Below are 25110 nucleotides of genomic sequence, written 5' to 3'. Positions count from 1 at the left end.
CTATCTTTTGTATCAACTACAAAGACAATGAGCTATCGTTATTTGTATGCATTTCCTTCTTATGCTTCCGTTTCAGCTTCAGTTTAGCTACGACCATATAAAGAGTCGGAACTACAAACAATGTTAAAATGGTTGAAAAGATCAGTCCGAATATAATGGTCGTTGCCAACGGTTTGAACAAGATCTCCCCTATTGTGGCAATGGGGATCATGCCGACAATCGCAGTTAGCGAAGTAAGCAAGATCGGACGGAAACGGGCAGAGCATGCCATTAGAATCGCGTCTGTTAAATCGACTCCTTCACGCCTCGCATCTTCAATAAACTCTATCAATACGATACCGTTACGTACAACGATACCGGCAAGTGAAATGATACCCATAATACTCATAAATCCAATTGGCATACCTGAAATAAAGCTTCCAAGGATTCCCCCTGCCGCTGCCAGATAAACAGTGGTCATAATAATCAGTGGTGTGGAGACCGAATAAAACTGCATTGTGATTAAGAGGAGAATAAGAAAAATAACAATAACAGCTAATTTGCCCAAATCCTTAAATATATCGGACTGCGCGGATGTTTCCCCTCCCATCTCCCAAGTATAGCCTGGTTCAAATTGTGTATTTGTAAGTTTGCTACGGATGTCCTGGGTAAGCTCCGTAGCCGTACGTCCATTTGCATTGGCTGAAATCGTTACCGTCCGTTCCAAATCATAACGGTGGATTTGCTGAATGGAAAAGTCCGGTTTCATCGTGACTAACTGGGATAAGGGAATTTGCCCTTTTGCCGCATTGGTCACACTTAATTGTTGGAACAATACCTCAGGATCATTGTTTGGTTTGTCCATGTATACATTTATATCCAGCAATTCCTTACCCGTATCAAAATCCGTTACATTCACCCCGTCACCCATTAATAGCAAAGTACGCGTTAAATTGGAATAGCTAACCCGATATTTATCCAAGGCTTGTTGATTGACTTGGAAATTCAGATTATAGCTTTGCATACCCATATTATCGGTCACATCTACAGCTCCGCTGGTCCCCGCAACGATTTCTTTTACTTTAGCTGTCATGTTTTGCAGTTTTCCGATGTCTTCTCCCTTAATACGGATAGACACCGCGCTGCCGACCGGGATACCTAATTGAGGAACCCGAATGCTTATCAATGCAGATGGATATTTAGCTTGTAGCGTATGGCTCCAATTATCCACTGTTTTTTTGAGATCAAATAGCCCCTCTTTTCCAACGACAGCAAGTTGGCCGTTTACCGCTCCCCCGGAGCCGTGACCACCTGCAACATCACTATACATTTGAGGCGCTCCTCCACCTGCCGTTGCCGACAACCTCTCTGTTTCCGGCTGTTTTTTGACCCAATTCCCAATCTCGTTTACAATCTGATTGGTTGCCTGCAATGACGTTCCTTCTGGCATCGTTACGCTGATCGTGGCATCCGCTTGATCGGATTCCGGAAATAATTCAATGGGAACAATAACAAGCAGTCCGTAGGCTGCTGTACCAATCATAAGACCTATAATTGCTGTGAAAAGCGGACGTCGCAATATTCTCGGCATCCAGTTTTTAGAGTACACATTGGAGAGAGACTGTATTTGAGTACCAAGAAGCCCCGGAGGCTTGGTCGTTTTGCTACGTTCTTTACCCTTACGGCGGCTATCGTACCATTGACGGAAAATAGGAATGATCGTTAGCGACATAATCATGGAGGCCAACATCGTTAACGAAATAACGATAGGTATCGGCTTAATAAAGTCTCCAATATTGCCCGGCAGAAATAAGAGCGGGGCAAATGCTGCAATCGTAGCCAGCGTGGCTGTAATGATCGATAAGGAGACTTCTTTCGTTCCTTTAATTGCCGCCTGAGTAGCATCTTCTCCAAATTCAGAGCGTCGGCGTTCAATGTTATCATTGACCACAACGGCATCATCCACCAATATCCCTAGTACGATAATTAATCCGATAACTGATATTTGATTCAGCGTTGTCCCTGTCATCGGCAAGACAATAAAGCTGATAGCAATAGAAACAGGAATAGCCAAGGCAACAAACGCAGAAGTCAGCAAATTTAATCCTAAGGTACAAATAACAATGACCGATATAATAGCGATGATCATCTCTTTGGTGAGATTACCAAACATTTCACTTACTCGATCATTTTGCGCAAAGAGCTTTTCAAAATGTACATCCTTAGGCAAGCTACTTGCAAGTTCATTGATTTTGGCTGTTGCCGCTTTGGATACCGTTGGCACGTCTGTGCCTGTATCTCCGCTCACACTGATCGAAATAGCAGGCTTGGTATTCACATACGTATAACTAGCCGCTTTTTTAAAAACAAGCGAGGCTGTACCTACATCCTTCAAAGATATCGGAAACCCATCTTCGTTGCTTGAAATCTGAACGTTATTTAGGACAGATGGATCAGTTGAGGCATTTACCGTCATCTGATAAGTACGCTGATTGAAATCTAAGCTTCCTGTAGGAACTCTATCATTCTCATCTTTGATTGCTTGAACAACCTGTTCCCAGGAAATATTATATTGCTGCATTTTTTGTGTGTTTAAACTGATACGTATTTCTTGATCTGGTATTCCTTGAATATTAACTTGTGAAATACCTGAAACCGTTTTTAATTGATCCTTCCATTTGTTCATCAATTCATTTAACGAGTATAAATTCTCAACTTTATCAGAAGTAATCGCATATGAACCAATGAAAGAGCTTGTCATGCTATCATTTATAATGGGCTGCTTGGCATCTGCTGGAAGCTCAGACTGTGAATCCTGCACCTTTGTACGAAGATCAGCCCACACTTTTGTCGGGTCCGCATCATTTAAAGCTTCTATACTTATACTGGATTGGCCTTTAGAGGAAGTGGAAGAAATCGTTTTGACACCTTGCACTTCTTTAATTTTCTGTTCCAATATCTTAGTAATGGTTTGCTCAATTCTTTCAGGCGAGGCGCCCGGATAGACGGTTGTAACACTGGCTGACATGGGAATAACATCAGGCTGCTCCTGTTTAGGTAACGATGTAAAATTGTAGAGCCCTAGCACAATACACATACCAAAGAAAATAAGTGTAATTTTCTGTTTTTTAACGATGTATTTAATCATTTGGACGATTCCTCCGATTTCCCAAGTACATCATTCCCGAGTAAATCGCCATTAAATAAAGTTCCTGCTCCTTGCGTAACGATTTGATCGCCTGCTTGTAGTCCAGAGACAACTTCGAACTGATTGTTAGTCACTTTTCCAACTTTAATCGCTGTTTTAACGGCCTTGCCATTTACAACTTTAAAGACATAAGGATCATCGCCGGTGCTAATTACAGCCTCTACGGGCACTAAAAGTGCTTCATTTTGATTCACACTTTTCGATGCGCTGATGACTTGACCGGGCTTCCAATTCAGTTCAGGATTGGGAATGGTAACTTCCACATTGATGCTTCCCGTTTTGGAATTAGTCGATGGATAGATCTGAGTGACAGTTCCTGTTCTAATTTCATTATAGAGAGATATATTTACTTTTTGATCTTTCTTCCACGATAAGATTTCACTGTCCGGTACGGGCAGGAGCACTTTTAAAGTACTAATATTTCCGACAATAAACGCTTCACTCCCGCTGGAGCCCAGTTGACCATCAGATACCTTTTTCTCAATCACAACACCAGCTATGGGGGATGTTAAAGTGGCTTTCTTAAGAGCTAAAGCCGTTTGTTCATAAGCAGCTACCGCATCCTCGTAGGAAGCCTGTGCCTGGGCTTTACTGGCCTGCCCTTGTTGCTGAGTAGCCATTGCCGACTCCAGCCCAGCCCTCGCCTGATCTACGCCAGCCGACGCTTGTACACGCTGTTCCTGGGAAGCCCCTGCAAGCAAAAGGGACAATTGCTCTTGCGCATCACTTAAATTTTTTTGTGCGTTCGTTACTTCCAACTGCGCATTTTCATTTTCCGTTAATGATACTGCACCTGCCTGGAATAGACTTTGGGTCCGGGCGGCATCTGCCTTTTTCTTGTTGTACATATTGGTTGCCGCAGTAACCGCATTTTGAGACTGTGCAATTTCCTGTTTTTTGGCTCCATTGTTCAATTCCTGCAATTTGGATTGGGCTGAATTAATCTGGGATTGTGCATTATGAATGCTTGCCTGTGCCGATTGAACAGAAGCGTCCGCTTGGCTGACACCGGCTTTGGCCTTTTCCAAAGTTGCCTTGGCCTGTGCAAGCTGCAGCTGATAAGTGGTTGTGTCCAATTTCGCGAGGACTGCCCCTTTCTGTACCTGATCTCCCACTTCAACCGTCGTATTTAAAATACGTCCATTCGCTTCAAGGGAAACTGCGGTTTGATTGCTGGCCTGCAATGTTCCCGCCAGATTAAATTCATTAGTTAAAGGCTTCATCGCTACTTTTTGAATGTGTACCGGTTGACCGGATTTTACAGCGGTATCCTCCGAAGCACTTGAGCAACCGGAAACCACCATAGCGAAAGTTATTCCCGTGACTAGCATTTTGATTCGTGTCCTATTCAACAATTTCATCCTCCTCGACTTCCTCTAAGCAGTTTCAGCAATCCATAATATTAAACTGCATTTATTCTCTTTTAAGAGTACAACGGTTTATAAACAAAAAAATCGTACATAAGGGCAAGCACCTCATGTACGATAGGGCAAATTCAAAATGAATATATGTTTTTATTACCAATTTTAAAGATGCAGAATGCCTCGTTCCAGAGACACGGCTACCGCTTCAGATCGGGAATCTACACCGAGTTTATTGTAAATGTTTGTTAAATGCGCTTTCACGGTCCGCTCCGAAATCCCCATGTCGAACGCAATTTCTTTGCTCCTAAGCCCCCGTGCAACGGACTGTAATATAATCCTTTCTTTCTCGGTCAAGATAGAAGTATCTTCATGCTGCTCGCTCTTGACCTCTCTCTCACTTGTTTTAGCAAAAACTCTTGCTGTAATTTCCGGCTGAAGAAGTGTCTCTCCCCTTAATGCTGATTCAATAGTCCGAAATAGATTCTCTCGACTGGTATCCTTTAATAAATATCCTTTCGCTCCCAAGGACAGTCCCTGTATCATTAAATCATCCTCGTTATAGGTAGTCAGGATAATAACCGGTGTTTCATTTTGTCGCTCTTTTAAAGCTTTCATCGTTTCCAAGCCGCTCATTTGGGGCATATATAGATCCATTAGTATGACATCCGGCTGAAGTTCCTCAATCAGGGTAAGAGCTGTTGCCCCTTCTTCCGCTTCACCAACCACTTCGTAGCTGTCATTTGTCTCTAGAACAAGCTTTAGCCCTTCTCTAACCACCCAATGATCATCAACAATTAATATTTTAAATTTCATGATACGTCTCCTTTAGTAAGGGGGGCCTCTACTTTTATAGACGTCCCTTCTCTCACTGTGCTGTTGATATTTATTGTTCCGCCCAGCAGACGCACACGCTCATGAATGCCTATTAATCCATAGTGTCCTGCTTGTCTGGCAATGATATCTGGGTTAAATCCTTTCCCATCATCACGGACCTCTATAGAAATTATACCTTGACTATCCAAAATATTGATCCATACGTTCTTGGCATGCGAATGCTTGGCTATGTTCGTTAGACATTCACTTATGATGTGCAGCCCATGTTCAATCAACAGCCTGGATACTGAGGATTTGATCTTGATGTCCAGCGCTGTTCGGATTCCGGTAGCCATCGTAAAGCGCTGCGCTTCTTCCCGGACTGCATCAGCAAAGTCGACTTCCGAGGCCGATTTTGAACGCAGGTTGTCTATAGCCCGGCGTGAGTCAGCCAACGCTTTGCGTGCCTGGGACATGGACTGCTGAACGATCTCATGTGCTCTCTGTGAGCTGCCTTTTGTCAGATGGGCATCTATGGCTTCCAACTGCATAATAAGCCCAGCAAGACCTTGAGCCAGTGTATCATGCAAATCCCGTGCCATACGTTGCCGTTCATTGGCTAGCGTAAGCTCTTCCACTTTTTGATGTGCAAGCTCCAGCTCAGCAAGAAAGTTTTGGGTACGAATCCGAGCATTAACCTGCCTGTAGAAAAGATTAGCGTAGGCAGCTACGATAATGGTTAGCAGAATGAGCATTGAAATAAATAACACGGAGCTATCGCTATCGTAGCTCCATATAAAGTAAGAACAAAAAAGAAGATAGAAACTAAAAAACACCAATACAACTTTTTTCGCTTGATAATAAACACCTAGGCTTTGACCGAGTAATACCGGGATTAATCCAACCAGCACAATTGAAAAGCTTTTAGGCAGAAGAAAAGCGCTTGAAAAGATGAGGGCTCCTTGAATAATAAAATAAAACCATGAACAGTAGTGTAGAACTTTACGAACATGCCAGTACAAAAGTACATGCACAATCAGGGCCAAGGAGAACAAAAAACTCTGAAACGGCAGTAGTGTATATTTATTCTGAAAAATAAGCCCTTCACTATGAATCAAAATGACCCATATTATAATAGGAACTCTGGATGTACTAATTCGATCACTTTCTCCATCGTTTATTTTTAAGTCTACATTTTGTCCTTGTTCCTTGGATTCGTTGCCCATAATCCACCTCTTTATTCCTTTGGTCCAACTAAAATAACTGAAATGAAAAGTCATACAACTAACTTATATGCTTACAAAAAAACATTATATTTATATTTTATCACTTTGTAGCTTAGTTAAAAGTAAGTCAGACTTTCTCAAGCTATTTTACAAAATAATGGAGTTAACCCTTCATATCATAAAAAGAAAATTCGCATCATTAACATCCTGCTAATTTACTTTGATTTCTCATATTTATCTTAAATCGAATACCAAATAAAAAAATCGTACTTAAGGGTATAAATCTCATGTACGATAGGGCAAATTATTTTTTTGTAACTTTGCAAAGTGCTCGGAGAATCTTTATTTTATCTTTAGTCATATTCGTTCAAGCATTCAAAAAATCCCCTTCCCGAAAAGCCGGGCGAATCCGAATGTGGGGAACGCCTAGGCTTATCAGCAAGGGGAACTTTGTCTATATTCGTATAAAGGCTATACTTTTAAATCACCATCATAGGTAGCAATCATTTTATATAGTTCCGGGCGGCGGTCACGGAAAATGCCCCATTCAATCCGCCCCACTTCCAGCTCATCCAGATCAAATTCGGCAGTAAGCACTTCCTGATCCGTACGACCAGCTTCTGCAATTTTGTTACCCTGTGGCCCAGCAATAAAGGATGAACCGTAGAATGTGATACTGGAGTCCTCATCTGTCTCCATTCCAATGCGATTAGAAGCAACAACTGGCATCAGATTGGAAGCAGCATGACCGAGCATGCAAGTCTGCCAGTGATCCTTGGAGTCAATGGAAGAATCCTGCGGTTCCGAACCAATCGCTGTCGGATAGAACAAAATTTCTGCACCCATCAGCGCCATACAACGGGCAGCTTCAGGATACCACTGATCCCAACATACGCCTATTCCAATTTTGGCATATCGTGTATTCCACACTTTAAAACCGGTATCGCCCGGATTAAAATAAAACTTTTCCTCATACCCGGGACCGTCCGGGATGTGGCTCTTGCGGTATTTACCCAGCACTTCACCGTCCGCATCAATCACAGCAAGGCTGTTGTAGCGGGCGTAGTTTTTTTTCTCATAAAAGCTGATTGGCAGCACAACCTGCAATTCCTTGGCAATCTTCTTAAAATGGTTAACCGCCTTGTTATGCTCCAGTTCGGTTGCATATGCAAAATAATCGGACTTTTCCTTCTGGCAGAAGTACGGAGTCTCGAACAATTCCTGAAGTAAAATAATCTGCGCGCCTTGCGCAGCCGCTTCACGTACCAGCTTCTCAGCTTTGCTTATATTTTCATCAATGTTGGTAGAGCAGCTCATTTGGGTTGCTGCCACTTTTACTTTTCTCACGTCAGTCCTCCTCTTGGATTTATATAGATCAATTATTTACAGCGGGCATCTGCTGGGTAGTGCAGTGTACGTTACCGCCTTCACGGATGACCGCCATGCCGTCCACGGTACGAATGGTACGTTCAGGAAATACATTTGCCAGCACCTGCTCGGCTGCGCGGTCGCTTTCAGTAGCAGTGCCGCCAAACACGGGCAAAATAATGCCGCCGTTCACAAAATAGAAGTTGATATAGCTCAGCGTCAACCGACTGTCGTCAAAATCCACGCGCGGAGGTTGCCCGATTTGGATCACTTCCAGCTTGCGGCCTTTTGCATCCGTTGCCTGCTCCAGAATGCGCAGATTTTCCTGCGTGATTTGGTAATTTTCATCCATAGGATCATCGCATACTTGCATAATGACCTTGCCAGGAGCAGCAAAGCAAGCAATATTGTCCACATGCCCATCCGTTTCGTCGCCACTAAGTCCACGTTTCAGCCAGATAATCTTCTCAACGCCTGTATATTCGCACACATACCGTTCGATTTCTTCCCTGCTTAATTCCGGGTTGCGGTTCGGATTCAGCAAACACTCTTCTGTTGTAATTAATGTGCCTTCGCCGTCTACGTGCAGCGAGCCGCCTTCCATCACAAGCGGTGCATCAAGCCTCGGTAATCCAAGCTTGTCCAAAATTTGCGGCGCTACCTGATCATCCAGGTCCCACGGAGCGTATTTGCCGCCCCAGGCATTAAACTTCCAGTTCACACCTGCCAACTGTCCATGCTCATTCGTTAGAAAAGTAGGACCGTTGTCGCGCAGCCACGCATCACTATGCTCTATTGGAAGCAGCTCCACCCGTTCCCCGAGCTCAAGTGCCTGGACGCTCTCCAGATCATCTGGATTTACGACCACGGTAACTGGTTCAAACTCAGCCATGGCACGTACAATTCCAGCGTAGCCCATGCATACATCTGCATGCATATCCGGGTAAACCATGGAAGACTGTACAGGCCAGGAAATATACGTACGTTCATGCGGCGCCCATTCAGGCGGCATTTTATACTGTGAATCCTTAATTTGCATGTGTTGAAGCTCTCTTTCTTCATCATAATGTTGAGTCTTTTCTGTAGCTGGAAAACGTTGTCTACATAAACAAGACGGACGGACTCCGTTCCTATCATACAATAATATGATCTTTGTCTCAATCAGATCGAAAAAGTTTTGAATGAATCCCATTCAAGCTAAAATGGATTACATTGAAAATGTGATCGTTTTAATCGTGTCGCCATCAAAATCCTTAACCGTGAATTGCACTCCCTCCAATAGCCCATAGGATGGAGGATAGTTTTCCTTCGGCAACGCTATCGAACCGGGGTTCAGCACAAAGACGCCCTTTTCCACATCCGCTACCGGAATATGGGTATGTCCCTGGATGAACACATCCCCCTTTTCCAGTGGTGGTAAGTTCCCAATGCTGAAGCCATGTCCGTGCGTGACATAGATGCGCCGACCTTCATGGTACAATAAAGCATAATCGCCCATCATCGGGAACTCCAGCAGCATCTGATCCACTTCTGCATCGCAGTTACCGCGTACAGCCACTGCAATATGAGACTTGTACTGATTCAGCACAGCGGCCACTTCCGCCGGATTGTACCCTTCCGGTAGCCGATTACGCGGTCCATGGTACATATAGTCTCCAAGCAGGACAAGACGGTCTGCTTTTTCCTCCCTGAACTTTTCCAGTGCCAGCTGCAACCAGTGCAGCGAGCCGTGAATATCCGATACAAACATAAGCTTCATAATGGTTCATTCCTTTCTGGATATGCTTCTCACCGTATCATAGCCTTTCTGACAATCGCTCGTCAGTAATAAAATTATCAGCTAAGTGCCTGATCGTGATGCAAACAAAACTAAGCGACCGCTTCCCTGTACAATAGCAGGAAGCGGTCGCTGTATAAAATCCTTTTTCGTTGAATTGCTGCCTTGATCAAGCAAGCAGCATCTTATTTCCGTCGCAAGCTTGCACCATTGGTCGAAATAATATCTTTGTACCAATGGAACGATTTCTTCCGATATCTTTCAAGTGTGCCGCTTCCATCATCATGACGATCTACATAAATGTATCCATAACGTTTTTTAAGCTGAGCTGTCGATGCACTAACAACGTCGATGCAACCCCAAGACGTATAGCCCATAATTTCTACTCCGTCGTCAATAGCTTCGCCAACTTGAACCAGATGATCATTCAGATAGTTGATCCGATAGTCATCTTCAACGGTTTTTTCGCCTTTTTCATTGGTGATAAGCTCGTCAACGGCGCCCAAACCATTTTCAACTATGAATAGTGGTTTTTGGAAGCGGTCATAGAATGTGTTCAGTACATAACGCAAGCCTTGCGGATCAATTTGCCAGCCCCACTCGCTTGCCTCAAGATGCGGATTGCTGACACCACCGAGGATGTTGCCTTCACCTTTCGCTTTCTTGGCTTCGTCAGCCGTTTCACAAGTGCTCATGTAATAGCTGAACGAGATAAAATCAACGGTATGCTTCAAATCTTCGGCATCTCCTGGTTCAAAATGAATAGAGATTCCGTTTTCTCTAAAGAAACGTTTCATGTAACCTGGGTATTGACCTCTGGCATGAATATCTGCAAAGGCCATATTTCTGTGATCAAACTCCATCGCAGCGATCACATCGTCTGGATTAGGTGTCAGCGGATAAGTAGGCATACTCAGCACCATACATCCGATTTTGAAATCAGGATTGATCTGGTGACCGATTTTTACCGCTCTTGCACTCGCAACAAGCTCATGGTGAATGGCTTGATAAAGATCTTGCTTAGTAAGCTGATCTTTTGGTGTGCTAATCCCGCCACTCATGAATGGAGCTTCAAGAATGGAGTTGATTTCATTAAATGTCAACCAGTATTTTACTTTATTTTTGTAACGGTTAAATACCGTTGTAGCATAGCGCTCATAAAAATCAACAAGCTTGCGGTTTACCCAACCATCGTATTCTCTGGACAAATGTAGCGGTGTTTCATAATGAGATAATGTAACGAGCGGTTCAATTCCATATTTATGAAGTTCATCAAACAAATTATCATAAAATTGCAGTCCTTTTTCGTTAGGCTCCAGCTCGTCCCCTTTAGGAAAAATACGCGACCATGCGATAGAGGTCCGGAACACCTTGAAACCCATTTCTGCAAAAAGTTTAATATCTTCTTTATAATGGTGATAAAAATCAATACCAATCAACTTCATATTATCTTCTGTTGGCACATCCGTAATGGGTCCCCAACCACCACGAGGGGTTACATCCTGAATAGACCAGCCTTTTCCATCTTCTTGATAAGCGCCTTCCAGCTGATTAGCAGCAACTGCGCCGCCCCACAGGAAATCTTTTGGAAATTGTATACTCATTGTTCTCTCCGCCTTTACTTATGTTTTTTCATTAACCAGGGGAGGACCTTGTCCCCTTATGCTAATGTGTTATAAAGTGTTTCTATCTTAGATTCTAAGTTTTGTAACGCGTTTCATGTCAAGTGTTTTTTTAAACAGGGTTTCTGGATAGATCCGACTTTTTCTCTTCCCCGTGAGCACGTCTGGCAAAGTTGACAAATTGGAATTTGTCCAGCCGATGCCTTGACTCGGTGTACTGGAACAAGGTGGTATCTTCCAGATAGACATAATTACGCACTACTACCACGTGAATATAGTCGTTGAGATCCATCAACTTATGATCCTCTTCACTTGCATCTTCTACGGATACTACTTTTTTAGCATAACTGATTTGAAGATGAAGCTCATTCTCCAGATATTCATAAATGGATCCGCTACTAATCTCCTTGGTAAGCACAGGCACAATGTCTGATCGAAAATAATCTTTATCCAGAATAACGGATTCGTCTTCAATCTCACGCGCACGAATCACTTCCCAGACAAGATGCCTATGCTTGTCGAGCTCAAGATGACCGGCTATCTCGTCTGAAGCCGGAATCAGGCGATTCTCATGCACAATCGTACGTGATTTACGCCCGATTCGTTCGGACATCTCTTTGAAGCTGACCAATCCGCCAACTGGAAAATCCATACGCCCGATATCCAGTACAAAGGAGCCTTTAGCTTTTATTTTATGGATATACCCATTTTGCGCAAGCAAGTGAAGTGCCTTACGTACGGTCTCACGGGAAGTATTATATTCCCTGGCCAGCTCATTTTCAGAGGGCATCTTCGTGCCTGAGGCTAATTCACCTGCCCGGATTTGTTCCAAATAATCCTGATAAATTTGCAGAAAAATATTCGTTGTCAATTATCATCACCACGTTTATTGTAGCATTCTTTCACTTCAATTTGGCGACCTGTGTGCTTTTTAAGTTTGTGGTTTATTCTTGTCTACAGATAAAGGCTTTAAGTGAATTTTCATAGAGATATATTGCAAAGTGTTCGCCTCACCTGGCAGTTCTTCAACGGACTCAATCATTTCCTGACCATCCGGAACAATTACTGGTGTAATAACCGGGTATCCGGATTCCTGGATTAGATCACGGTCGAATTCCATCAGCAATTGTCCCTGTTCAACTGTTTGGCCTGTCTTCACATGCATAGTGAAACCTTCGCCCTTCAGTGACACGGTATTAACGCCCACATGCACCAGAATCTGTACACCTGACGCATGTTCCAGAATCAGGGCATGCTTGCTCTTCATCATAATATGGATGACCTTTCCGCTGAAAGGGGCAAAAATTTTACCCTCCTCCGGTTGCACCGCAATTCCCTGTCCCATCTGACGATCGGCAAAAGCCGGATCAGGAACCTGTTCCAGAGGCACAATACGTCCCCGAACCGGAGTCATGACTTCAAGTACATCGAGCGCGGAAGTCTTATGGTCAGTTCCTTTTGTCTCGGCAGGTATGTTAGCTGGACTGTTCTGATTTGTGAATGAAGAAGTTGAATGATTAGCATTTGGCAACTCTTCCTTAGTAAGATCTGATTGTTGCTGGCGCTTATTTAATAATTTTCCATACGCTAAAGTTAAGCTGAACGGCAGAATTAACACGATCGCCATTCCAATGAAGAACACGCCCCAGTTCATAGGGAAAATAGACAGGAAGCCTGGAATACCCCCAACACCGATTGAAGAAGCCATAACATGATTCACCGTTAGCAAGACACCCGCAATACCTGAACCAATCATTCCGAACACAAATGGATATTTATAACGGATGTTTACCCCAAAGATCGCCGGTTCCGTGACACCCAGAAAAGCAGACACGGATGAAGTAAAGGCCAGCCCTTTGCCCTTCTGATCCTTTAATACCAGCATCATAGCCAATGCACCAGCACCTTGAGCAATGTTGGAAAGCGCCAGCATTGGCCATAGAAATGTCCCGCCCTGTGTTCCAATTAATTGTACGTCTACGGCCAAGAAAGTATGGTGCATTCCCGTAATGACGAGCAGCGCGTAAAGACCTCCATAAATCAGCCCTCCCAGCGCAGGAGCCAGAGAGAAAACGTATACAAGACCGCCCGTAATCGCATTGCCGATCATAAAAGTAACCGGTCCGATAACCGTAAATGCAAGAAATCCCGTAATTAATAATGTAATCGGCGCGACCAATAACAGCTTAAATGAATCAGCTATTCTGTTGTTCAAGAATTTTTCAATTTGTGCCAACACGTAAGCGGATACAAGAACCGGCAGAACCTGTCCTTGATAGCCAATCTTGTTCACTTCCCAGCCAAACAGATTCCATACCGGAACCGTTCCCTTAGTCACTGCATCTGCATAATTGTAAGCACTCAGCAGGTCTGGATGAACCAGAATCAGACCAAGTACAATCCCGAGTAATGGGCTGCCACCAAATCGGATAACTGCCGACCATCCGATCAAGGCGGGCAAGAACGTAAAAGCTGTGCTGGCGATGGTATTAATAATAGCAGCAAAATCAGTCCATTGAGGATAGACCTGAACCAGAGACATTCCCTCGAAGAAAATTCCCTGACCCGTCAGAATATTGTTAATTCCAAGCAGCAGGCCTGCGGTCACAATCGCGGGCAAGATAGGAATAAAAATATCTGCCAGTGTCTTGATGGCACGCTGAATCGGATTCTGTTTCTTGCTGGCCGCATTTTTAACATCATCTTTGGAAGCCCGGTTGCCGCCTGTAATTGCAATCATTTCGTCATACACCTTATCAACCAGACCTGGCCCAATGACGACCTGATACTGTCCTTGTGAAGAAAATTGGCCTTTGACCAAATCATTTTGATCCAATGCATTTTTATCGACCAGTTTGTCATCATAGAGGGCAAACCTCAGACGGGTTACACAATGGGTAGCAGCCTCAATATTATCTTTGCCGCCAACGGCTTCTATAATTCGTTCCACCTGTGCTCTTTCAATCGGCATTTAACTCACTCCCTTAATTTTAATGAAGTAGCAGCCCCGGTCGCCATGACAGTAAGGAACCCGGGGCTATTGGTTGTTGCCACACTATAAACTGCGTCTAACGAAGTAGCCACATATAGGAAGCATATGGGGACAATGTGATAGACTGCTTTAATTCCGGCACTTGCTCGGTATTGCCAATTAACAGTTCAGCAGAAACCAATGCCTGATCTTTTAGTTGTAAGTAGCATGAATCAGGTATATGGAATTTGGCCTCCTGCCCGCTAAAATTAGAGATGACGATCATAGTCTCCTTTTCATTGCTGCGTTGGTAGGCATATATCTGAGGATGGGCCTCGTCCAGTCGCTGATAATTCCCATCAGTAATGACTTGCACCGTCTTGCGCAGTCTGATCAGCTTTTGGTAATGATGGTAGATGGAGTTCGGATCCTTTAACTGGGCCTGCACATTAATTTGTGGATAACGCTCATCTACCTTGATCCAAGGAGTACCTGAAGTGAACCCCGCATTTGGACTATCATCCCATTGCATCGGCGTCCTCGAATTATCACGGGATCGCTCCCGGATCATATTTAATGCTTCTTCAGCACTCTTACCCTGTTCTTGCAGAATACGATACATATTTAGAGATTCTACATCTCGAAATTCTTCGATATCTGACCATTTCGGATTGGCCATACCAATTTCTTCGCCTTGGAATATATAGGGCGTTCCTTGAAGTCCGTGTAGTGTGGTCGCCAGTAGCTTAGCGCTTTCGGCATGGTATACGCCATCATCTAGAAAACGGGAGATCGCTCGTGGCTGATCATGGTTGTTAAAGAATAATGCACTCCAGCCGCCACCCTGTTGGATGCCAATCTGCCATTCCGAGAATAGGCTTTTCAGCATTTCAAAATCATAGGGCATCAGTTCCCACTTTTGACCCTTCGGATAATCTACTTTCAAATGATGAAAATTGAAGGTCATAGACAATTCTTTTTTCTCTGGATTGGAGTAACGGATGCAGTGCTCCAGTGACGTAGAGGACATCTCACCCACCGTCACGTTATTATACTTTTGAAATACTTTTTCATATAGCTCGTGAATGTAGTCATGTACGCGTGGACCGTCCGTATAGTACTTGCGTCCGTCGCCTGGAGCCGTGCTGCGATCATCATTCAGGAATCGCTGATCTTTGGAAATTAAATTAATCACATCCAGCCGAAATCCGCTGACTCCCTTTTCAGCCCAAAACTCCAGTAGATTTACGACTTCCTGACGTACTTTCGGATTTTCCCAGTTTAGATCTGCCTGAGTCTTGTCAAACAGGGTTAGAAAATATTGATCTGTTGTTAGATCATACTGCCAAGCGGGTCCACCGAATTTAGACTTCCAGTTGTTAGGGGGCCCGCCATCGGGTGCAGGATCACGCCAAATGTAATAGTCCCTGTATGCATTATCCCTTGATTGTCGTGCCTCCTGAAACCAGACATGTTCTGTCGAAGAATGATTTACTACAATATCTATCATCAGACGCATTCCACGCGCTTGGATCTCCTGACTCAATTCCTCAAAGTCCTTCATAGTCCCAAAATCGGGGTTGATCCTGCAATAATCGGCTACATCATACCCGTTATCACGCTGCGGGGAGACATAAACCGGCTGTAACCAGATAATATCAACACCCAGTTCATATAAATAATCCAGCTTTTGTGTTAATCCTCGTATATCACCTGTTCCATTACCCGTTGTATCACTAAAGCTTTTGGGATAAACCTGATAGACCACCGATTTGCGCCACCAGTCCGTATCTTGATGAATCAAAGCTTTGTTTATCGCTTGCATCATACTCGTTCCTTTCTCCCTAAATTAAACATTATAACGCTTTCATCTTTCTTGTATATACAAGAATATATCATGTATATACAAGTTGTCAACAGATTTAAAATCGCATTCTGATTTGTAATGAGGACGATATTTTTCAATAACTTGTTGTCGGATAACAAAAAAACAAAGGTTGATCATCATAAACCTGAAGATCAACCTTTGTCTGAGAGTTTGAATTTTTTTGAAATTACTCGGCTGTTATTGTCTCTCCCTGCACAGGAGCAATGCGATTCTTCCAATTGATGTTGATCGAACGAGACTTGAATAAATCTGCACCGTCTGACACCTGAAAATGAAGATGGGCTTCGCTGGAATTGCCTGAATTACCAAGTAGCCCGATTTCATCGCCACTCTTCACCTTATCCCCTACCTTCACTTTAACAGAACCTTTCTTCATATGAGCTAGCACGCTATATTCCCCGCCATGGTCAATCACAACTTCATTCCCGGCAGGCACCTTCTCGTTCATCACGCCGACAGGTTCGTTATCAGGAATGTTATTTACAACCGAGACCACGGTTCCGCTTGTCGGCGCAAGAATCGGTTGGCCGAAAGCATAATAGCTTGTATTTTTCAGCGGATCACCTTTATAGGAATAGCCATCTTTTTTCTGTATAAGGTCATAGGCATATCGCTGGCTTTCATATTCATAGTGGTAATTCACAAGCGCATTGGTTCCACCCCAGGTAACAAACCATTCCCCCTTCAATGGCCAATCGTATTTGATTTTGGTCAGGCGATTGTCTGTTTCCGGCGAAGGGGAAAGTTTCTTGGCCTGAAGCCCCAATATAGTTCCCTTCTCATCAAAAACAGTGATCAGGCCTATTTTCCCTGAGTCGCTTATCCATGAACGTTGTTCGCTGCCATTGAGTTTCATGACTGACGCCTGCTTAAATGAATCAACACCTTTTAGAGAATCAGGAGCCATTTTTACAAAATCGGCTTCGCTCAGTTGTTGTTTAAACTCATCGCTGAATTGGTCATAAACCTCCGCATACTTGCCCTCAAGCAGTTTTTCCGGTACCTCCTCTGGCTTCACCGTTTGGTCCTTTGTATTTGTTGTTTCATTCGGTATATCTTTGGCCACTTCCGAGTTCCCCCCTCCTCCTCCGCATGCCGTTATAAAAGCAGCAAACGCACTTGCCACCAGTACCATTTTGCCATAGTGGAAGATTTCTATCCTGTTCTTTCTAGTTGCCTTCTTCACTGCTGCACCCCCGTTTTTGTGTATATTATTATTTTATCTAACCCATTCTAACAAGACGGTCTTAGATCCCGTGTAACATCACTTTAACTAAGCCTTAACTCTTTTTCAGATCTGCAGAGCACAATTAAGCTTCCGTTAAGACAACGCTTCGTTCATCCCTGAGGAATCATGATATTATGGAAGGAATAAAGATAGAGAAGAAAGGAATGAAAGCATGAACAATGCGGCAATTTTACTTGTCGACGACGAGCAATCCATTCTTGAACTCATGCTGACCGTCCTATATAAGGAAGGCTACACGAATGTCGATACAGTGATGACAGGTGAAGCGGCCATTACTGCCTGTGAAGGAAAAATCTACGATTTGATCATATTAGATGTCATGTTGCCAGGACGCAGTGGAATCGAAATATGTCCGTTTCTCCGTCAAACGACGGATGCTCCCATCTTATTTTTAACCGCTCGGGAATCTGATTTTGATAAGCTGACTGGGTTCGCTGTTGGCGGCGATGATTACATTACCAAACCGTTTAATCCGTTAGAGGTTGTCGCACGCATACGTTCACAACTACGGCGTTACTTGACCGTTAATAATACAACCAAAGAATCTGGATCTGCACAGCCCTCCAGCAAAATGAACGCCATTTATGACTATGGACATTTTCAGATCGATGAAACAGCCGGTGAGCTTCGTGTTGAGCAAACAGTCGTAGCCTGTCCTGCGCTAGTCTTCCAATTATTGCTTTTCTTATGCAAAAACCCCAATCGAATTTTCAGCAAAAGCGAGCTATATGAAGCCGTCTGGGGAGAAGAAGCATTAAGCGATGACAATACCGTCATGGTACATATTCATCGCATCCGGGAACGAATTGAACCTGATCCTGCCAATCCAAGCTTTATCGTAAATGTTAGAGGACTTGGCTATAAGCTCGTACAAGCGAAAATAGGGAGTTCCCAACGATTATGAATATTAAACGCAAGCTAATGATGCGATTCGTGCTACAGTTGGCTACCGCTGAAGCTTTTGCGTTCCTGATTGCTGCTGTTACGTTCTTTTGGGCGTATCAACGCTTAGTCGATATCCGCCTCTCCAATGATTTTGCCTCTACTGGATTAGAACAGCTTGTAGCGTCCTCCGAAATAGGCAAGGACGGCATACACTTTGATCCACTTTTGCTAGAGCAGGTCAAGAAAAACGGCGGCTGGCTGCAAAGTCTTGACGAAAACGGGCAGGTGAATCAGTCCTACAATACACCGCAAGATGTACCGAAGAAATATGCACCCGGCGAGTTCGTCTCTTATTGGACAGGTACCCGCTCCTTCCCCTATGGGCTTTCTCTTTGGGTTCAGGAGAAAGATGGTCGAACTTTCACACTGCTATATGGTCAGCCTAATCCTATGGGAACCCTATTAAAAACAGTAAGCAGTCAGGGAACATTGTCTTCGAATGGAAAGCTGATATTGCCCCATGAAGTCACTGCCCGTCTCAAGCAGCTTGGTGGCTACATACAGTTACTGGATGCAACCGGGTCGGAGCTTGCTTCCTACAATCGTCCAACATCTGCACCGACAGCCTATACTCTTCAGGAGCTTTCCCTTCGCACCATGTACAGTGAAAGATACGGCTTCCACCTTTCCTCCGAATATATGGAAGAAACGGGTCGTACATGGGTCATTAGTCTTCCAAATGCTGGCGGTGTTGCTACAGGCAATAGCTGGCTTCCTCCTGAGGAAGAAAGAACGATACTAAAGTCCATAGTCGCCATGTTCTCAGCTATTTTTCTCTTATTCCTGCTTCTCTCACTGTGGCAGGCGCATCGCTTCGGAGTCCCGTTACTTCATATGCTCTCCTGGCTCGATGCACTCGGTAAATCCGTATATCAAGAGCCTGTTGATCATAGAGGCATTCAACGCAGCCGGTTGGGTTCAGGCAAATGGAAGCGACGTTACCTCATTTTTGCGGATGTGATGGATTCTATTGATAAGCTCTCAGGTACGCTGCAAAGAGATCAGGTACTGCGTCAGCAAACCGATAGTCTCAGAGAGGAATGGATTGCCGGGATCACCCATGATCTGAAAACACCGCTCGTTTCCATCAAAGGTTACGCTCACTTACTGGCTGAGCCGCAATATGATTGGACCGCAGAAGAAGTTCGTAAATTTTCGGGTACAATGCTGGAAAAATCCGCGCACATGGATATGTTGATTAATGATCTTGCCATGAGTTATCGCTTAAAAAGCGGTGCCCGTCCCCCGGAATCTGAGGAAATTGAGTTGAATAGCTGGCTACGGGAAACGTTAGAGCGGGTGGGTACCGACCCTTTTTATAAGGAAGAAGCCATTTTGTTCCGGCCTGCTCCTGTCGACATCTTCGTTAAGCTATATACGCCTTGGCTAGAAAGGGTCATTAACAATTTGACTGCCAATGCTCTGCTTCATAATCCGCCTGAAACGACACTTACCGTCTCGGTTATATCCAGCGAAGGTGGTAAAGGGTTCACGATTGAATTTGCTGATAACGGGAGAGGAATGGATGAAAATACGGTAAGCCGATTATTTGAGCGTTATTACCGGGGAACCAATACCTCTACTACGCCGAATGGGACAGGTCTTGGTATGGCTGTATCCAAAGGGCTGATTGAAGCCATGGGAGGGCAAATTACGGTCGACACGGCTTTAGGGAAAGGCACGGTCATTCGCCTTATTTGGCATGACGTTATGGCTAACAGTGAAAGTTGACTGGGCAGGAAATGAAGAACTATTTATGATGTACACGTATAAAGGCCGCCCTCGATCGATTTGAGGACGGCTCTTTTCATGGATACGATTTTATCGTTTCTATGGGGATCGAATATTTTGGAATGATCCATACATATCTATATATTAATAAGGAATTAGGTGAGATTAAGTATTAATGGATTTTCAGTTAGCACCTTGCATATTCTTCTTAGTCCCTCTTCCAGCGTGGACCTCGGACAAGCCAGATTCAGACGAATGTATCCCTCAGCGTTGGCAACAAACATCTTCCCGTCTTCCAACAAAACTCCGGCATGATTGGCAAAAAACAAAGGTAAATTCTCTTCTTTTGGTACATAGGCGCTGATATCAACCCATGCCAGATAAGTCGCCTCTGGAATATGGAATATAGCTTCTGGCAAGTAACGGTTCAAATATTGCTTGGTAAATATAAAATTCTCGTCCAAATAATTTTTTAATTGCCGCAGCCACTCATCTCCATGCAGGTATGCAGCTTGTGTTGCGACAATACTAAGCGGATTTTTAAAGCCGTAATGACGCGCTTTCCAGGTTCCCCTGAGCGTTTCATTGGGAATGATGACATTCGAAAACATCAGCCCGGCCATATTAAAGGTTTTACTAGGAGCCATACAAGTGATAATCCGATCTGAGTCCGGGAAAAGTTTGGCCATCGGGGTGTGAACTTGCCCGTTCCTCAACAAATCGCAGTGTATTTCATCCGATATAATCCAGACCTCATTTTCAAGACAAATCTTCCCTACTCTCTGTAACTCTTCCTTGGTCCATACACGGCCAGATGGATTATGCGGATTACAGAAAATGCATACAGACACCTTTTCATCTCTAGCTTTCGCTTCCAGGTCTTCATAATTAATCGTATAATGCCCCTCTTGATTGATTAGTTCTGAACACACCAGTTCCAAGCCGTTATAATCCGCCGCAGCCTTGAAGAAGGCATAGGATGGGGTAAGGATCAGTACTTTTTCATCCGACTTGCAAATGTATTCAGCCAGCTCATAGAGAGCAGGAATGATCCCTGGTGAAGTAACCAGCTGCTCCTCTGAAAAAGTCCAGTTATAATACCGCTGCGTCCAGCCGACCACAGCAAGGTAATAGTTAGGATCAAACACCTGGCTATAGCCAAAAATTCGTTTATCCAGCCGTTCCTTGATGGCTTCAATAATCTCAGGAGGTGTGGCAAACTCCATGTCAGCGATCCACATGCGAATAAATTCATCATCCTTATAAGGAAAGACCATATCACCCTCCGCCTTAAAAATATACTCCCGGAAGCCGTCAGTGTTCATGGCGTTGGTTCCTCTACGGTCAATAACCTCATCAAAATCATACTTCACGCTTTTTGTTCCCCTTCCTGTTTCCGTCCCTGCTTCTCATGAATGGATTCATTATGGCATACAGCTCTCCATTGACTCAAACACAATAAAATCTATTCATATGAAACAAATCATCATTTTTGTTTCGTCAGAATACTAAAATTGCTTATGAAATGGTATAATTATTATGAATATAGCGAAACGTATACAAAATCATCATTTGTAATATTCTCAGGAAACATATTGGGAGAGTGAACAATGCATACTATCAATCAAGAAGTGGGTAAAAAAATCAGAAGCTTCCGCAAAATTAAGGGATTGACCGTTCAACAACTGGCAGACATGATTTACAAAAGTAAAGCTACGTTATCCAAATATGAGAGTGGCGATATTACCATTGACCTCGTCATCTTGTACAGCATTGCAAAAGCGTTAAACGTTCAGGTAGAGCAGCTTCTCTATATCGAACCGAGACAGCCCTCCACGTTGATTAACACACTTCCCTCCACTTTTTTCAAGAATTCCACCCGGTTTTATTCTTATTTTTATGATGGACGAATTAATAAGCTGGTAAGATGTGTAGTGGACATGCTGGCGCAGCCGGATGACAATCGTTATAAGACGATGTTATATATGAATGTTAAAAATTTTGAACATTATCAGGAATGCGAAAATACATATTGGGGGCATACGGAGCACTATGACACACTGACCACCCTTATGCTCAAAAATCAGGCTACCCCTCTCGAAAATCTGACCATCAATATTCTGGCTTCTTTCCTGGAATCTGAGCAGAAGTGGGGTCTCATGTCCGGCGTTTCCTTCCGTCCCTTTATGCCGATTGCTTTAAAAATGCTTTTTTCGAGAACACCCATACCAGAAACTCCCGAGCTAATTCATGAGCTTAAAATTTCCAAAGATGATGTGCGAACCATGAAAATATACAATATGCTCGCTGTGACCTGATTGCAAAATCCTGAAATATAAAAAAAGGCTATCCCAAAGGCCACAAAAATGGCGAACGGGACAGCCTCCTTTAGGTGAGCTGATAGTTGTTATGAAATCTAGTTGTAGTCCAAATGAGCAAATTGCTTCTCTGATTTTTCATCATAAGAATGTTCCTTTACATAGGTGGATCTATATGAAGATCGGCATCCGGCATTGTAGTTACCCAGCGTGTAAAGGTAACCTCAAAGCCGACACGAGTTGGCGAACATAAAAAAGGACCAGCTTGTTTTGCAGATTTATAAGGAAAAGGCGCCACACGCACTGTGCGCCAGCCGTGGGCTTCTGTCCGGGCACGGATAATCACTGCATCGTTCATCCGCGAAGCGCGCAAGGTCACTTCCTCACCGACCCAATCCGGCACAGCGGACAATGACCAATCTGAATAACCGTTAGTTACCACGACAGCCAATTGGGGAATATTGTCATTGATTTCAATCCCCGCTTTAATCCACTGCTCAGGTCCTTGATACAGCATAATTCCAGCCTGGTCATAGAGTTCATTAAAGGATGCAAGCTGAAATGTGACCTCTATGGCCTCAGAATCTTCCCAATTTGCCAATAAAGCATGTCCGCTGCTGCGATCAAATCCGTATAATGTGTTTTTCCAGTAGTCACTTCCCTCTTTGGCTGTCACCTTGAGGGTGTCGCCATCTTGACAAGTTGACAATGGAGCATTGGTCCATGTTCCCGTTTCCCATAATAATGTTTTTTTCATAATAGATATCATCCTCTCCGGAATTATAGATGTATATCATCTCTCTATTTTCTTTTTTCTACCAATTGCAAATTGTATGTCAGACTTTCAAGAGTCACCGAAATCAACCCGTTCATGTATTCATCATACGTATCGTTTTTCACAAAAATCTCAGGCATATGCTCTGCTGGTATATCCTTAAGACAGCCAGTATAAATATCGTTCAATACAGCAGGCTTGGATAATTCTCCGGTCAAAGCGATAGCTACAGGATCAATAACAGCAATAATGGAAGTGATCGTCTTTATAGCCAGTGGAACGAATCCCTGAGCACTTTTTATCTGCTTGAGCTGTTCTTCTCTTGTCATATCAAAGGGTAAAAAGGAAACTTCGCCTGCAAATTTAGTATTTCCTTTTAATAAGTGTCCATCGACAATAAAGCCGGCTCCCGGAAAGTTATCCTTGGGAAAAGCAACAATGGCAAAGGTTTTGTCCTCATCATAATTTTGCATTTTATAAAATCCATAGACTGTTAAATGCATATCATTTTCAATGGTGATTTCCAGTCCGTATTTATTGTGAAGCTGCGGACCCAGAGGAATTCCTATGAGCGGATCGATATCACACACACCGATAACCCCTTGATGTACAACCCCGGGAATACCAATGCCAACCGCTTTGACATTTCCATAGATGTTAATGAGTTCTCCAATTTGGTTCTCTATGACCTCATAATCAATATAAGGCACAATCGAGGTCTTCTCTACAATGATTTCGCCCAGCAAATTGGCAACCGCATAAGTAAGAGAATCCACTCCGCCTTCCGTTTTCACATATAAACAGAGAATATAGGAATAATCGGCGTTATATTTATACCGCCTTGCCGGGCGTCCACCGTTGGATTCCTCCAGCTCTGTCTCTAACACTTCCCCCGTTTGAAGAAGCTCTTTCAGAATATTACCGCAGGTAGCCACACTGAGTCCTGTTATGCTCGCTATGGACGATTTGGTGGCATATTCAAGAGACTTCAATGTATTTTTGACTAACTCCACATTAATTTGTTTGACTCGGATTGCATTATTGGAGACTGGCAGTATTTGAATCCTCTCCTTTTCCGGCACTTATTAAAAGCATTACAATAAGCTGTAATATAACGCTCTGTCTGTAAAAAGTCAATTCGTAGCCTTCCATGGATTGGGAGTAGCAACGGGTTCAAGAATATTCCCCACTCCGTACTCACGTAAATTCAGCGATTCCAGATAATATAACGTAAATCATCATGCTATACTATTTATATTGAGCAGATTCCAGTGTGGCATCTCTGGGATAAAATCAAGTGAAAAAGGGGGAACTTTAGTGGAAACTATGGAATTTATAGCATTGATCGCGCTGATCATCTCCGTCATACTTTTGATCAAAGTCTATAGCTTGCAAGCTCGGCTTAATGACTTGAAATCCGATGTAGAGCGTCTTGAGAATCGTTCTGGAATGTCGGGAATATCGCTGTCAGGCACAACCGCTACCGCGCCACCACATGTGCTAAACACAGCAGTTTCGGAGGATATCAATGAAAGGCTGCTCCTGCTGATTAGAGAAGGCAAAAAGATTCAGGCGATAAAAGAGCTAAGAGTAGCTAGAGACCTCTCTTTAAAGGAAGCAAAGGACTATGTAGATGACCTGGAACGGCTCTAAGTGAGAGTAGAATGATTCCGCCGAGGTATATTTGCAACAAATGCGATGCGAATATTGGATGGACAGAATGTAAACTACAAAATCCTGAGTTATGATCATCAGGATGTAAAAATAGATGGTATGAACGTAGTCGGGAAAATTGGAACCCAACTGGAATTAAGTCCGCAGGATTTAGCTCAGCTCATGGATACCCAGTTTACGAATCTGACTCAGAAAGCATAAA

General features: G+C 43.6%; 19 protein-coding genes and 1 pseudogene. 5 read left to right on the top strand and 15 right to left on the bottom strand.

Annotation, left to right across the window (positions count from 1 at the left end):
• Nucleotides 1-16: 16 nt before the first annotated feature.
• The 12 genes from ABIA61_RS03645 to ABIA61_RS03590 all read right to left on the bottom strand — a co-directional run bounded on the left by ABIA61_RS03645 (nt 17) and on the right by ABIA61_RS03590 (nt 17402).
• The gene (locus ABIA61_RS03645; RefSeq protein ID WP_404519017.1) at nt 17-3127 is read right to left on the bottom strand and encodes an efflux RND transporter permease subunit; all 3111 of its coding nucleotides are present in this window, start codon (nt 3125-3127) and stop codon (nt 17-19) included.
• Nucleotides 3124-4548: an efflux RND transporter periplasmic adaptor subunit gene (locus ABIA61_RS03640; RefSeq protein ID WP_404519018.1), complete on the bottom strand. Its 1425-nt coding sequence runs from the start codon at nt 4546-4548 to the stop codon at nt 3124-3126. Before ABIA61_RS03640 ends, ABIA61_RS03645 begins: the two co-directional genes overlap by 4 nt.
• Nucleotides 4549-4713: 165 nt before the next feature.
• Nucleotides 4714-5364 carry a response regulator gene (locus tag ABIA61_RS03635; protein WP_283655930.1) on the bottom strand — a complete coding sequence of 217 codons (651 nt, stop codon included), beginning with the start codon at nt 5362-5364 and terminating at the stop codon, nt 4714-4716.
• Entirely contained in the window at nt 5361-6590 is a 1230-nt protein-coding gene (locus ABIA61_RS03630; RefSeq protein ID WP_404519019.1) for a sensor histidine kinase, read from the bottom strand. The genes ABIA61_RS03635 and ABIA61_RS03630 overlap by 4 nt, the downstream gene beginning before the upstream one ends.
• A gap of 471 nt (nt 6591-7061) precedes the next feature.
• Nucleotides 7062-7937: an N-carbamoylputrescine amidase gene (gene aguB / locus ABIA61_RS03625; RefSeq protein ID WP_283655928.1), complete on the bottom strand. Its 876-nt coding sequence runs from the start codon at nt 7935-7937 to the stop codon at nt 7062-7064.
• A gap of 28 nt (nt 7938-7965) precedes the next feature.
• Nucleotides 7966-8997 (bottom strand): agmatine deiminase family protein, encoded by a 1032-nt coding sequence (locus ABIA61_RS03620; protein ID WP_404519020.1) that lies wholly within the window; start codon nt 8995-8997, stop codon nt 7966-7968.
• Nucleotides 8998-9165: 168 nt separating this feature from the next.
• Complete coding sequence (gene yfcE, locus ABIA61_RS03615; RefSeq protein WP_044645980.1) at nt 9166-9717, bottom strand: phosphodiesterase; 552 nt, start codon at nt 9715-9717, stop codon at nt 9166-9168.
• A 203-nt stretch (nt 9718-9920) separates the two neighbouring features.
• Nucleotides 9921-11339: a glycoside hydrolase family 1 protein gene (locus tag ABIA61_RS03610; protein WP_404519022.1), complete on the bottom strand. Its 1419-nt coding sequence runs from the start codon at nt 11337-11339 to the stop codon at nt 9921-9923.
• Between the two features lie 130 nt (nt 11340-11469).
• A complete protein-coding gene (gene treR / locus ABIA61_RS03605; protein ID WP_404519023.1) occupies nt 11470-12228 on the bottom strand; it encodes a trehalose operon repressor in 759 nt (252 codons plus the stop codon).
• Nucleotides 12229-12288: 60 nt separating this feature from the next.
• Nucleotides 12289-14328, bottom strand: a complete 2040-nt coding sequence (gene treP, locus ABIA61_RS03600) for a PTS system trehalose-specific EIIBC component (protein ID WP_404580301.1) — start codon at nt 14326-14328, stop codon at nt 12289-12291.
• A gap of 97 nt (nt 14329-14425) precedes the next feature.
• Nucleotides 14426-16153 (bottom strand): alpha,alpha-phosphotrehalase, encoded by a 1728-nt coding sequence (treC, locus tag ABIA61_RS03595; RefSeq protein WP_404580409.1) that lies wholly within the window; start codon nt 16151-16153, stop codon nt 14426-14428.
• Between the two features lie 229 nt (nt 16154-16382).
• Nucleotides 16383-17402: a peptidoglycan DD-metalloendopeptidase family protein gene (locus tag ABIA61_RS03590; RefSeq protein WP_404580300.1), complete on the bottom strand. Its 1020-nt coding sequence runs from the start codon at nt 17400-17402 to the stop codon at nt 16383-16385.
• A gap of 214 nt (nt 17403-17616) precedes the next feature.
• On the opposite strand from ABIA61_RS03590, the gene ABIA61_RS03585 reads away from it, so the two are divergent.
• Complete coding sequence (locus ABIA61_RS03585) at nt 17617-18369, top strand: response regulator transcription factor (protein ID WP_283655921.1); 753 nt, start codon at nt 17617-17619, stop codon at nt 18367-18369.
• Entirely contained in the window at nt 18366-20141 is a 1776-nt protein-coding gene (locus ABIA61_RS03580; protein WP_283655920.1) for a sensor histidine kinase, read from the top strand. The genes ABIA61_RS03585 and ABIA61_RS03580 overlap by 4 nt, the downstream gene beginning before the upstream one ends.
• 155 nt (nt 20142-20296) lie before the next feature.
• Here ABIA61_RS03580 and ABIA61_RS03575 read toward each other — a convergent pair whose 3' ends face one another.
• Entirely contained in the window at nt 20297-21514 is a 1218-nt protein-coding gene (locus ABIA61_RS03575) for a MalY/PatB family protein (protein ID WP_404580299.1), read from the bottom strand.
• Between the two features lie 237 nt (nt 21515-21751).
• Here ABIA61_RS03575 and ABIA61_RS03570 point away from each other — a divergent pair, with 237 nt between their 5' ends.
• Nucleotides 21752-22459 carry a helix-turn-helix domain-containing protein gene (locus ABIA61_RS03570; protein WP_283655918.1) on the top strand — a complete coding sequence of 236 codons (708 nt, stop codon included), beginning with the start codon at nt 21752-21754 and terminating at the stop codon, nt 22457-22459.
• 157 nt (nt 22460-22616) lie between these two features.
• On the opposite strand, the gene ABIA61_RS03565 is transcribed toward ABIA61_RS03570, so the two are convergent.
• Together ABIA61_RS03565 and ABIA61_RS03560 are read right to left on the bottom strand one after the other, a co-directional pair.
• Entirely contained in the window at nt 22617-23216 is a 600-nt protein-coding gene (locus tag ABIA61_RS03565; protein ID WP_200893409.1) for a DUF1349 domain-containing protein, read from the bottom strand.
• A 44-nt stretch (nt 23217-23260) separates the two neighbouring features.
• A complete protein-coding gene (locus tag ABIA61_RS03560) occupies nt 23261-24169 on the bottom strand; it encodes an ROK family protein (protein ID WP_404519297.1) in 909 nt (302 codons plus the stop codon).
• Nucleotides 24170-24560: 391 nt separating this feature from the next.
• Here ABIA61_RS03560 and ABIA61_RS03555 point away from each other — a divergent pair, with 391 nt between their 5' ends.
• Nucleotides 24561-24887: a ribosomal protein L7/L12 gene (locus ABIA61_RS03555; protein ID WP_404519298.1), complete on the top strand. Its 327-nt coding sequence runs from the start codon at nt 24561-24563 to the stop codon at nt 24885-24887.
• A 45-nt stretch (nt 24888-24932) separates the two neighbouring features.
• A pseudogene (locus ABIA61_RS03550) lies at nt 24933-25028 on the top strand (Cys-tRNA(Pro) deacylase); the annotation flags it as partial.
• Nucleotides 25029-25110 lie beyond the last annotated feature (82 nt).

Source organism: Paenibacillus sp. RC21, from assembly GCF_044907935.1.
Taxonomy (GTDB): Bacteria; Bacillota; Bacilli; order Paenibacillales; family Paenibacillaceae; genus Paenibacillus; species Paenibacillus terrae_A.
The sequence above is the reverse complement of the archived record's forward strand: the minus strand, read 5'-3'. Positions and strand labels throughout refer to the sequence as shown.

Bases quoted from the DNA above. Each gene is read 5' to 3' on its own strand.
- treP (WP_404580301.1), bottom strand. From the start codon at position 14,328: ATGCCGATTGAAAGAGCACAGGTGGAACGAATTATAGAAGCCGTTGGC.
- ABIA61_RS03580 (WP_283655920.1), top strand. From the start codon at position 18,366: ATGAATATTAAACGCAAGCTAATGATGCGATTCGTGCTACAGTTGGCT.
- ABIA61_RS03565 (WP_200893409.1), bottom strand. From the start codon at position 23,216: ATGAAAAAAACATTATTATGGGAAACGGGAACATGGACCAATGCTCCA.
- ABIA61_RS03610 (WP_404519022.1), bottom strand. From the start codon at position 11,339: ATGAGTATACAATTTCCAAAAGATTTCCTGTGGGGCGGCGCAGTTGCT.
- ABIA61_RS03630 (WP_404519019.1), bottom strand. From the start codon at position 6,590: ATGGGCAACGAATCCAAGGAACAAGGACAAAATGTAGACTTAAAAATA.
- ABIA61_RS03555 (WP_404519298.1), top strand. From the start codon at position 24,561: ATGGAATTTATAGCATTGATCGCGCTGATCATCTCCGTCATACTTTTG.
- yfcE (WP_044645980.1), bottom strand. From the start codon at position 9,717: ATGAAGCTTATGTTTGTATCGGATATTCACGGCTCGCTGCACTGGTTG.
- ABIA61_RS03585 (WP_283655921.1), top strand. From the start codon at position 17,617: ATGAACAATGCGGCAATTTTACTTGTCGACGACGAGCAATCCATTCTT.
- treC (WP_404580409.1), bottom strand. From the start codon at position 16,153: ATGCAAGCGATAAACAAAGCTTTGATTCATCAAGATACGGACTGGTGG.
- ABIA61_RS03620 (WP_404519020.1), bottom strand. From the start codon at position 8,997: ATGCAAATTAAGGATTCACAGTATAAAATGCCGCCTGAATGGGCGCCG.
- ABIA61_RS03640 (WP_404519018.1), bottom strand. From the start codon at position 4,548: ATGAAATTGTTGAATAGGACACGAATCAAAATGCTAGTCACGGGAATA.
- ABIA61_RS03635 (WP_283655930.1), bottom strand. From the start codon at position 5,364: ATGAAATTTAAAATATTAATTGTTGATGATCATTGGGTGGTTAGAGAA.
- ABIA61_RS03570 (WP_283655918.1), top strand. From the start codon at position 21,752: ATGCATACTATCAATCAAGAAGTGGGTAAAAAAATCAGAAGCTTCCGC.
- ABIA61_RS03645 (WP_404519017.1), bottom strand. From the start codon at position 3,127: ATGATTAAATACATCGTTAAAAAACAGAAAATTACACTTATTTTCTTT.